This is a genomic window from uncultured Kiloniella sp. (assembly GCF_937128705.1).
Classification (GTDB): Bacteria; Pseudomonadota; Alphaproteobacteria; order Kiloniellales; family Kiloniellaceae; genus Kiloniella.
Map to the genome: position 1 here is coordinate 1 of NZ_CAKZMP010000149.1, position 6,777 is coordinate 6,777.

General features: G+C 44.7%; 9 protein-coding genes. 4 read left to right on the forward strand and 5 right to left on the reverse strand.

Annotated features, from left to right (window positions below; all coding sequences use genetic code 11):
- The coding region (locus Q0241_RS08310) for a helix-turn-helix domain-containing protein (RefSeq protein ID WP_299375912.1) at positions 1-347 on the forward strand (347 nt) is incomplete at its 5' end.
- A gap of 93 nt (positions 348-440) precedes the next feature.
- Here the strand turns inward: Q0241_RS08310 and Q0241_RS08315 are convergent.
- Complete coding sequence (locus Q0241_RS08315) at positions 441-1,193, reverse strand: transporter substrate-binding domain-containing protein (RefSeq protein ID WP_299375915.1); 753 nt, start codon at positions 1,191-1,193, stop codon at positions 441-443.
- Positions 1,194-1,413: 220 nt separating this feature from the next.
- Here Q0241_RS08315 and Q0241_RS08320 point away from each other — a divergent pair, with 220 nt between their 5' ends.
- Positions 1,414-2,199, forward strand: coding sequence for a transporter substrate-binding domain-containing protein (locus tag Q0241_RS08320; protein WP_299375918.1), 786 nt, complete (start codon positions 1,414-1,416; stop codon positions 2,197-2,199).
- A gap of 78 nt (positions 2,200-2,277) precedes the next feature.
- On the opposite strand, the gene Q0241_RS08325 is transcribed toward Q0241_RS08320, so the two are convergent.
- Positions 2,278-2,664, reverse strand: a complete 387-nt coding sequence (locus Q0241_RS08325) for a VOC family protein (protein WP_299375921.1) — start codon at positions 2,662-2,664, stop codon at positions 2,278-2,280.
- Positions 2,665-2,759: 95 nt separating this feature from the next.
- Positions 2,760-3,359, reverse strand: coding sequence for a TetR/AcrR family transcriptional regulator (locus Q0241_RS08330; protein ID WP_299375925.1), 600 nt, complete (start codon positions 3,357-3,359; stop codon positions 2,760-2,762).
- Positions 3,360-3,599: 240 nt separating this feature from the next.
- Here Q0241_RS08330 and Q0241_RS08335 point away from each other — a divergent pair, with 240 nt between their 5' ends.
- Positions 3,600-4,340, forward strand: a complete 741-nt coding sequence (locus tag Q0241_RS08335; RefSeq protein ID WP_299375929.1) for an SDR family oxidoreductase — start codon at positions 3,600-3,602, stop codon at positions 4,338-4,340.
- A 169-nt stretch (positions 4,341-4,509) separates the two neighbouring features.
- Here Q0241_RS08335 and Q0241_RS08340 read toward each other — a convergent pair whose 3' ends face one another.
- On the reverse strand, positions 4,510-5,253 hold the full coding sequence (locus tag Q0241_RS08340; protein ID WP_299375932.1) for a 5'-methylthioadenosine/adenosylhomocysteine nucleosidase: 744 nt from the start codon (positions 5,251-5,253) through the stop codon (positions 4,510-4,512).
- Between the two features lie 406 nt (positions 5,254-5,659).
- Here Q0241_RS08340 and Q0241_RS08345 point away from each other — a divergent pair, with 406 nt between their 5' ends.
- Positions 5,660-6,481, forward strand: a complete 822-nt coding sequence (locus Q0241_RS08345; protein WP_299375935.1) for an isocitrate lyase/phosphoenolpyruvate mutase family protein — start codon at positions 5,660-5,662, stop codon at positions 6,479-6,481.
- Between the two features lie 3 nt (positions 6,482-6,484).
- On the opposite strand, the gene Q0241_RS08350 is transcribed toward Q0241_RS08345, so the two are convergent.
- Positions 6,485-6,777, reverse strand: a 293-nt coding sequence (locus tag Q0241_RS08350; protein WP_299375938.1) for an EamA family transporter, incomplete at its 5' end; no start/stop codon positions are given.

A 6,777-nucleotide genomic window follows, 5' to 3' on the forward strand; every position in this document is an offset into this window, starting at 1 on the left:
ATACAACCCATCACCTTCGGACCGAGGATGCTTTAAAGTGCCTGGCTTCTGGCGTTGTAACCGTCAGTCATGCTGCGTCTGATCTGGGGGTGTCTTCCAGAACGTTGCAACGCTTTATTGTAAATGAAACCGGAAAGTCCCCGGTTTTCTGGCACAGGTTGGCCCGTGTGCGCAGGGCCGGACGGGATATAATAAACGCAGGATCGCTTGCAGAATTTGCTTTTGATTACGGCTTTTCAGATCAGGCGCATATGACCCGTGAATTCCGACAGTGGTTTGACCTTAGCCCACGCACCTTTGCCAAGGTATCCCGGCATCAGGAAATTTTTCAAACAGGTTATGGGTGATATTTGTGCCTAATGGGTTGTTCCTGCTGGTACATTTTGGGAGGATGTCATCTTATTGAGGTGGCTAAATTAACCCTTTAAAAATATCAATTGTTATTGATATTTTGCATGAATTTTGTCGTAAGTTCCATCCGCTTTAATTGCAGCCAGCCCCTTGTTGAACTTTGTTAGTAAAAAATTGGATGACGGCCAACCTTGACTAAAGCAGAGATGATATGATGTTTGCTTCACGTCAAAATATTGTATTTGTGACGCGATTATTTTACCCGATGTTATGTATTGGATGAATTCTCGGGTTGTGTAGAAAAAATCAAAATCTCTTTTTAACAAAACATTGAGAGCAGCTGCATCATTTATCACCGCGTGATAGGGAATTCCGGCATTTTTAAGTTGTAGCTTGGTCGTGTACCCGTCAACAACAGTAATTTTTTTGCCGCGGGCATCCTGCAAACTTCGAGGGGCTTTTCCCTCATAGTTTTTTTTTGCAACGAAGCTGTGGGTTGCGCTGCTGATGGGGGGTGAATAGGAAATGAAATGGCCTCTTTTTTTTGCTTTGGCGCAAGATAATGCCGCAGCTATTTTACCTTGTTCAGCCCTCAACATAATTCTGGCCCATGGCATATATTCGACGGCGGCGTTGATGCTAACCCTTTCAAAAGCTTCTACGACGACCTCTGCATCAAAACCCCTTAGTCCGTCTTGCTTTGGGGTTTCAATAGAATAGGGGGGATAGTTCACAGCATAGATTGTGATTGTTTCTTGTTCAGCAAAAACGGCGGTAACAAACAGCCCTTGTAAGAGGGCTACTATAAAAAAGGTTTTAAAAAAACGTGATCTAATCTGCATTATATCCGGGTGACAGATATAAAAACTGTGCACCCTGTTTATCCTTTCCCCTTAAACGATATTTCGCAATGAACTTTATACGGGAAGTATTGATAATTGCTAAATTTGTGCTGGATTTTTGATTCCAATAAAATCAACAAGTTATTAATGAATGTTTAGAACTTGGTAAGGTAAAATTTTGTAACCACAAAAAGCTTTAGGCATTTGAACAGGAGCATTAATGTTTAATCGATTAAGTTTTCGAATATGTATTTTCCTGTTCATGATGAGTGGTGCGATCGGGAAAAGCCAGGCATCTGAAAATTTTGTTTGGTTGGATGATTCCGATTATGAACCCTTTATATACAATGGAGAAGATAATCGTCCAAAAGGTTTGTTTATAGAGGTTATTTCAGAAGTTTTCAATCGGATCGATAAACCGTTGACTATTGAATTGTACCCCTGGAAACGGACGCAATCATTGGTTAAGAGCAAGAAGGGGGACGCAATGTTGACAATAGCAACTCCTGAACGCTTATCGTACCTGTCCGCGAGTGATCCGGTCTTTACATTTACCTGGCGGTTGTTCGCAAATAAAAAAAATCCAAATAAAAATATTTTGTTGAAAGCGCGAACGGCAGCTGACCTTCGGGGCTATAGGATTTTGTCCTATTTGGGAAATGGTTGGGCCGAAGAAAATTTAAAAAATCTGAAAGTGACCTATGCGCCCAAATTTACACAGGCCTTAATTATGTTGGTTCAAAGAGATACATCTTTTGATGGGATGATCGAGCACGACTTTATCTTGAAATATAATATAAATCGTCTGATCAAAGAGGGAAAACTTAACCAGGAACACAGTGAAATACTCGAAGAGGGCACCTATCCCTTTGACGAAGTTGAATTCAGATTTCTTATTCGAAAAGATTCTTCTTATGCTGACATTTTACCCGCTTTTAATGCGGCGTTGTCCGAGATGCGTGAAGACGGAACGTATCATCGTATCTATAATAAGTACCTGCAATAAGAGATACTTATTATAGATGATAAGAATTGAAATTTTTGTCGTAGATTAAAATATTCTGATTTAAGTCGGTGTTTGTGATTACGGAATTAGTATTGGCGTACAGATTTCCACCAGAAACCCGTTAAGATCGCTTACGTAGGCTGTTGTTTGCCCCCATGGCATTTCTGCTGGTTCTTGAACGGATACTGCACCAGATTTCAAAGCGCGATCAAATGCTTCTGGGACATTATCCGTGGTGAACGCGACCTCAAAACAGGGATGTTCTTTTTGTGGGGATGACGGGTTCTTACCCAATTCCTTCATGAGGGAAAGAGACGAGAAAGACAGGGTTGTCTGCCCCGTATCAAGTTCGCCGTAATCATTACTTTCGTGAAGCATTTTCTGCTTAAAGCCAAAGGCTTTTTGGTAAAATACCAATGTTGCGGGAACGTCCTGAACATAAAGAATAGTATAGGCGAGTTGCACTTGTTTCTCCTTTGATCTGATGTTTTCAAATAATGAACAAGCAGATTAAGGGCGTGTTTTCTTTCGGTCTTGAATATTTCGGACAGGTTTTCGTTTTAATGATTAGCGGGTAAAGCCGTCAAGGCAACATCAATAAAGTTGCTCAACTCTTTTTCGTTGGTACCTGTTCGTCCCATAACACCCAGAGCAAGGGACTGAGCCGCAAAAAAATCTGCGAGTGCTTGGGCATTCACTTGGGTCGGGATTTCGCCGTTCTTCTGGGCATCAGCAAATCGTTGGGAAAAAACATCCCGGCGTCTTTGATCGTATTCTTTCCCAATTGCTTTTAATGCGGGATGTTGCGAGGCGCCTTCGATAAGGCTGTTCACAACAAAGCAGCCGCTGGGGCAGCTTTCATCCAGCATTGAATGGGCGACAGTTTCTAAAAATCGACGGACGACGATGGGTAGAGGATCGGTCGAATGTTCTAAATCATCAAGAAGGGGCGTGCCCAGATTATCAAAATACCGGGTTAAAGATTTTTTATAGAGAGCCTCTTTATCGCCAAAACAGGCGTAGAGCCCCGGTTTTGCCATACCTGTCGCGCAGACCAAGTCGCTCATCGATGTGCCTTCGAAACCTTTGTTCCAAAAGACTTTCATCGCTGTGTCGAGCGCTTGTTCCGGATCTGTTTTGCGTGGTCGGCCGCGTCCCATTGTCATCTCGATCAAATATATATACCGAATGGTATTTTATCAGGTAAATTTATTTCTTCAAGTCACAAATAGAGCGAACCAAGACGAAGCTCAGAGTCGCCGCAGGCGCGCTATAACGTTGCGATTATAATTAATGCCGTTCGGTATTTTAATTTGACATTTTGTTGTGTGGTCTTATTTTAATACTCATCGGTATTTAATTTGACCTATATAATAGGCATCGTTTTTGAGGAAAAGATAATGAGTAATATTAAGGGTAAAGTTGCGTTTGTAACCGGGGCTAACCGTGGCATTGGCCGTGCTTTTGTAGAAGAATTGATTACTGCCGGGGCTTCCAAGATTTATGCCGCAGCGCGTGACGTAGATAAGTTGTCAGATCTAGTGAAGCAAAGTGAAGGCAAAGTTATTCCGGTTACTTTGGATGTGAACCAACCTGATACAATCAAGTCCATAGCGAATGATTTTAAAGATATTTCTTTGCTGATTAACAATGCAGGGATTGCTCGTTTTACCAGCTTTATGACCGCACCGTCGCTTGATGATGCGCGGGATGAAATGGAAACAAATTACTTTGCACCTTTGAATATGATCCGTGCCTTTGCACCTGTTTTGAAGGCAAATGGCGGTGGCGCAATTGTTAATATTTCATCCGTTGCAGGGTATCTTAATTTTCCTGCTCTTGGGTCTTATTCAGCTTCGAAAGCGGCTGTTCACTCGCTTACTCAAGGGGTGCGCGCAGAACTGGCGGCACAGGGAACCCATGTTGTTGGTGTATATCCCGGACCGATTGATACGGATATGACGGCTGGTTTACCATTGGATAAAACGGCCCCGAGTTCAGTCGTTAAGGCGGTTCTTGAAGCTGTAGAAAACAATATTGAAGATGTTTATCCCGATCCGATGGCTGTTGAATTCCATGCTGGCTTCTTGAGCGATCCAAAGGCGTTGGAAAAACAGGTTGGCGAGATGTTGCCAGAGTAAAGATGTTGCCAGAGTAAGTAAATTCTCTTGGAAATTATGCTTTTAAGTTTTGGCTAAAATTTTGGAGTGGTGGACTGTGTTGAACCGTCCATCACTTCATTTCATTCCGACTGATGTATACGCTTTTATCCTGCCTGCGTTTGGCCCTCTGGTTTCGGTCTTTTCTGGTTCAGTCCTTGCGGTTTCGACGATCGACTTGGTTCCAGTCTTTCAGAGCACTAGGGATCATCAAGTCCATTAGCTCGAAAGAGTTAAGACAAGCGCGGTGCAGGTTGGCTTCGAAATCTTCGCTGGCACTGTCAGAAGAGGAATCAGATAAAGCCCGGATAACAACAAATGGCAGGCCGTTAAGGCGGCAGGTCTGTCCAAAGGCTGCACCTTCCATTTCTGTCGCAAGTGCTGCAAATTCACGTTGGAGCCAACGGAGTTTGTCGCGGTCCTGCACAAAGGTATCGCCGGACGCAATCGTGCCGAGCATAAGGTTCGGGGCGTCTTCGACATCTTCAAATGCAGTATCAAAAGCTGTGGTGGCCTTGCCGACAAGATCGGGATCACATTCTATCAGGCGTTCTCGCCCGGGGGTTTCGCCGTGTCGGCGCCCAAAAGCCGTCAAATTCATATCGTATTCCACGACATGACTGGCAATGATAATATCACCGGCTTGCATATTGGGAAGCAACCCACCTGCTACGCCACTGAAAACCAGTTTCTCAGGCTTAAAGAGGTCAATCATCATTTGGGTACAGATCGTGGCATTGACCTTGCCAATGCCCGATTGTGCTAGGGCGATATCTGTTCCCTTGTAATTTCCCGTGGTGACGGTAATCCCGGCATGGATACTTTCGCTTTTATCTTTTAGTTGCCCCAGTAAAAGACGGACCTCTTCGCTCATTGCGCCAATAACGCCTAACATGGTGATCTCCTTATACGGACGGATTGCTGATTCCCCGGAAAATAGGACAATAAAAAGGCCTATAAACACACACACCAAACTAGGGATGAAGAGAGTCTAAGACATCAACCTAAAGGAATAGTAAAGCAGCGAGTGCTTGAAAGCTTGTAGAACGACAGGCGGTGTACCGTTTTGACCTTTTGTTCAGGAAACTTGAATGGGGTGGGATGATAAAAAGGGAACGGCGATCATAATAAGTCGTTATTTGCCAACAGGGAACGGAAAAAAATAATTAGCATAATTCTATCTGATCACTGCTGCGGCGGTACTGGTTTCTTTGACACTTCCGCCTGTATTATCTTTGGACAAAGATAGGTGGTTTGGTGCTATTTACTGTTGTGTTTTATGTTTCTGAGGGAGATTTGATATGTCACCAACACAAGAAGAAAAATACCTGGCATTTAAAAAGCTTCATGAAAGACCGGGGGCCTTTGTTATTCCCAACCCATGGAACGCGGGGACAGCAAAGATTTTATCTTCTCTGGGGTTTGAAGCGCTTGCAACAACATCTGCCGGGATGGCTTTTGCGACGGGACGCAAAGACGGCCTTGCAGCCCTTAATCTTGAAGAAACACTTGCGAATTGCCGTGAAATTGTTGCTGCGACGGATCTTCCGGTGTCTGCTGATCTGGAAGATGGTTTTGGCGCGGCACCGGAAAACTGTGTGGAAACGATAAAGGGCGGCATAGGGGCCGGGCTTGTGGGTGGTTCTATCGAAGATGCCACGGGCGATCCTGAAAATCCGATTTATGATTTTGATCTGGCGGTTGAACGTATTCACGCGGCCAGTGAAGCCTGTCGAGGGCAGCCATTTTTGCTCACCGCGCGGAGTGAAAATTTTATCCGTGGACGCCTTGATCTGGATGACACCATCCGACGGTTACAGGCCTTTGAACGTGCCGGGGCAGATGTTCTTTTTGCGCCGGGATTACCCGATCTGGACGCGATTAAAACTGTTTGTGAGGCTGTATCAAAACCTGTGAATGTGGTGATGGGGCTTGTCGGGGCGACCTTTAGCGTAGACGAACTTGCAGATGTCGGGGTGAAAAGAATATCGACGGGTGGCTCAATGGCCCGTGCTGCACTGGGCGGTTTTATGCAGGCCGCAACCGAAATAAAAGAGCAGGGTACATTTACCTATGGCGAGAGAGCCTTGTCGAACAAGGTGGCGAATGATTTGATGTCCTAGCCCTTAGGGTAGGGGGGATGGCTGACTTGCTCGTTGGCTGTAAATCACAGCGACCATAATCACAGTGCCCCCGATCATAGCATGAACAGTCGGGGTTTCAAAAAGAATCAACCAGGCAAGCAAGGGGGCAATGGGTGTTTCCAGCGAACTGACAAGTGCGGCTTGCCCCGATGGAATTAATTTGGCGCCTTCGGTCAAGGAAATAGCTGCAATTGCAAATATTAACCCAAAAATGGCAAGCAAAAGCAGTTCGGAAAAATCAATGTGCTGGGGAGACCCAAAATAAAAGCATACGG